The following is a 3,851-nucleotide window of genomic DNA, read 5'->3' on the forward strand; positions in this document are numbered from 1 at the left end:
CATGCCAGAACCGGACATGTAGACCAATACTCTGGTCTGGTTGTTTACCACACCCTGCTCGTTCTTCAGGTCGGTGCTAACCTTCACATCTCCCTCGAACACAAACAGAGCAGCACCCAGATTGGCATTGGTAGAGACTTTATCACCTATCATATAGATGGTGGCTAAATCTGAACCCGGAGTCGGCTTGGGTATCGGGGTAGCATCGTGTGCCATGATCCTCAGCATCAGAACGAAATCGCTCAAGGAGAGCGGGTATCCGTCAGCATTGATGTCGGTAACGGCAATCTGTACCGGTTTATCAAGTACGAATACGTTGGTGCCATAGATGAAGTAGCTGGAGAATAGAACCGCATCTCCAACATCATAGGCTATCAGGTTGAGGTTGACGTCTCCCCTGACTTTCTCAGCAGTAGTCGGTACGAATACACCACCGCACGGACGACCAAGCGGATTCTCAGTGCAAGGCGGTGCGAACAGTTGGAAAGTAGCTAAGTTCAATACCAGATTCATACCCTGATCGTTCTGGGTATCGCAAACCGCATAGCTGAAGAAGTTCGGGTTATCGCTGACGTACAGGACGTTACCAGATACGTCAGAGAAGCTGTTCTGAGTGCAATTCCCTTCGTCGAACTCAAAACACACATTCAGATCAAATCCTCTCAGGTTCTGATCGCAAGCAATCTGGAATTTCAGATAGGCAATCGTCACAAAATCGTCAGAAGGCTGAATCGGCACGCCCTGGGTCAGGTTCTTTATGTCATAGATACCCAGGAGTCCCAGTTTGTACTTGCAGCAGCCGCACATCGGGCAGGGGAGCTGTCTGTAGGTCTTATACTCAAATGTGGCCGGCAAGTTCCACTCAACACCCTTGAAATACAGTAAGGTCGGGTCGAATTCGATTACCAGCTCAAAGCCACCAAGCTCTTGGGTGGGCTTTATCATAACCGGCAGCTTTACCAAGTCGCAAGGATTGCCAGTAATGCAACCGATTTTGACAAAAACGGCTGATGCGGTCAACTTCCAGGGAACGTCGCAGTATGTGGTCTCGCACTGGTCATACACGCCAAACTGGAATGAGCCTGTGCTGCCAGGGCAGCCAGTAGTAGTCCAGGTATAAGTCCAGCTAGGTGCGCTTCCGGTCAGAACTGCACTTCCGCAAGGAACAGGCGGGACTATAATCCCCTGAATCAGGGTATTGCCGGCAGTCGCAGTGATGGGGATTGCGATAACGTCACCCACGAACTTGTTCAGGGAACCAGGACAGTTGAGTGTCGGGCCCACTATCGGGATTCTGGTGACGTTAAAGGTATACGGTCCACCCCAGGTAATCGCCAGAGAGCCGCTAGCGTCGTTCATGGCCAAAGGACCACCAGTTGAGTGAGTCATAGTATCGATAATTACAGTCCCCGGTCCAGTCACATTGTAGAACATCTTGCAATAGAGGGCGTTATTATACAAGGTGAGGCCAGTCCCGTCACCGAAACTGACTGCCACAAACAGCAACGGATCAGTCGGTGGTCCGGTCTCGTTGACAATCCTCTGGGTAAATGTAGAAACCACGCTGGGCGCATTAAATGCCGGAGGATTTGCCTGGGTCACATCTCCAGTCAAGGTGGTATTCAGTGTCGGATTAGCAGTTCCACTTACAACTAATGGAACCACAAATGCCACCACCGTGTCGCTAACTGTATTGATCTTCACACCGATCTCTACAGTGCCTCCGCCAATGCAGGGATGAATCGTAAGAGCAGTTCCCTCAAGCATATAGTCGTTACCGGCTGCGCCGAGCTCGGAGAAGAAAAGCACCAGAGAGAATACTAAGACAACTAATAACAAATTCCTTCTCATTTTCTTACTCCTCTAAGTTAATGTTAGCTTTCTCGAAATTTTTTCCGTTTTCTCCAGAAAAAACTTCGATATTGATATTTCCCCCTCTCTTTCAAAGGTCAAAACTATGCTACCTCTTAGGACACTCACCTCCTTCGAAAGTGTTTAAGGGTGTTAATCGTGGTTGGTTTTTACCCCTTCTTTCCTCACCTCCTTTCCTGCAGATCCGTTTCTCGGATCGAAAAAAAAGTTTAAGGTTTTACCAGCTTTACTTACCGGTATATCAGACATTCTTGTCTGACAAAGCAAGGAACAGGCAGGAATGCCTGTTCTACCAAATCTTTCATACCCCATAACAGTGGGGAGGAGGACCTCCTTTAAAAAGATAGTTTATCAGATAAACCACGTCCGCAACCGTAACCTTGCCCTCCCCGTTTGCATCCCCTTTGATCAACGGATTAGGCGGGGGGCCTCCTTTGAAAAGAAAGCTGACCAGGTAAACCACATCCGCCACCGTGATCTTATTGTCTGCGTTAGCGTCTCCATATTTTATATTTCCGAAGATAAAAAGCCTGCCTGGTAAAGTTTTCTTTTCCTGGATAAGGGTGTCTCCCTGGGCTAAAGTTGCATAGACGTTTATGTAGGTCAAAGTATCTGGAAGCGAGCTGTCTGGCACACAAAGAACATCCAAATACAATTTGAAAAGAAGTCCGAAACCAGGACCAATCGGCTGGCCAGTTTGAGCCAGCCCAAAGACAGTTGCGTTAACGCAATATTTACTGGTCGTGTCGCCCGCATCCCCGCGGGCTTCGAGTGTTTTAAAGTTACTTGTCAAAGAACCAGTTTTATCTATCTTTAAGACCCGACTTATAGTAGTGTCTATTCTGGTTATACTATCTGCCGGGCAAGGCCTGATCGAACCTCTACAAACGGTATCGATTGAAACCATGAAGTGGTCGGTTGTGAAATAGGCTCTGTCACTTGCACCCATAGAGAATAACAGGGTGAAACCTTGGATATTCTGATTTATGTTGTCAATGTAAGCCGGTACTTTCGTCTGGACATAGCCTTTATAAGTGTTCGTGTCACCAACAAAAACTGTCGTCGTGTCCGCGTGAGCCTTGGAAAAACTGAAAAAACCAAGTAAACAAATAGCAACCAGAATACAGACTTTTCTTAGGTACATCCCTTCCCTCTTTCTTAAATAGTTTTTTCTTTTTAAAGACCCATTTCCTCCGATCACAAGGGCCTACCCTTTGCCTCCTTTACCAAAAGGTTACACTGTAAAGAACAATATTTACTTTCTGGTACAGCTAAACTCTCTCGTCTTAAAGCAGTATCGAGATATCCTCTTTCCCTCCATCATCCACCCTCAGTTCCCCCTCAAAAGGACTATCTTCCTGAAGGCCCTTTGCGTGATATTACTGAGGAATTACCTTAACATCTTCAGCTATAATATATATGCTTCTGCTTTTTTGTCAATAGAAGAAAACCCTATTTTTTCAAAAAAAATCACGTTTTCCCAATAGTCTCAGTATCTTGTATCTTGTTTTTCCTCATTTTTCTCGACATATAAAAGCAAAAAATATACCGTAAAATCCTAAATAGACATTGAGAACTAACTCATTTATTTGCAGTTACTTACCATTATAAGCTCCCGTACGGGTCTGATCTCTCAAGATATGACTCCAAAGATACATTCTGTTTTACAATAACGACTTAGGCGATTACATTGACAAAAGTCAATGAAATCGGTTTCATAAACTCTGCAATTTTCTACATACTTTTAGAGCCTATAAATATCAATTTCAGCATCTCCCAATGGGGTAGCTTTTATTTCTTGATGATCCCCTTCTGAATTTGTCCAGGTTTTGACTATAAGAGAAGCCAAACTTCTTTCCTGGCAATACCGGGCAGATATTCTGGCTGATAAACTTACGTTCTCAGGCATAGGCTCACCTAAAAGCACTCCAAGTGCACCTTTATATTCTTTTACTGTGAACTTTGTCTCTTCTGGCTGA

At 45.3% G+C, this 3,851-nt stretch carries 3 protein-coding genes; all 3 read right to left on the reverse strand.

Annotated features, from left to right (window positions below):
* On the reverse strand, positions 1–1,851 hold a 1,851-nt coding region (locus MUP17_01560; protein MCJ7457663.1), incomplete at its 3' end, for a hypothetical protein.
* Positions 1,852–2,173: 322 nt separating this feature from the next.
* Entirely contained in the window at positions 2,174–3,016 is an 843-nt protein-coding gene (locus MUP17_01565; GenBank protein MCJ7457664.1) for a dockerin type I repeat-containing protein, read from the reverse strand.
* A gap of 600 nt (positions 3,017–3,616) precedes the next feature.
* The coding region (locus MUP17_01570) for a hypothetical protein (GenBank protein MCJ7457665.1) at positions 3,617–3,851 on the reverse strand (235 nt) is incomplete at its 5' end.

It is taken from the genome of Candidatus Zixiibacteriota bacterium (genome assembly GCA_022865345.1).
GTDB lineage: Bacteria > Zixibacteria > MSB-5A5 > MSB-5A5 > RBG-16-43-9 > RBG-16-43-9.

Coding starts and splice junctions, on each gene's coding strand:
- MUP17_01565 (MCJ7457664.1), bottom strand. CDS start 3,016: ATGTACCTAAGAAAAGTCTGTATTCTGGTTGCTATTTGTTTACTTGGT.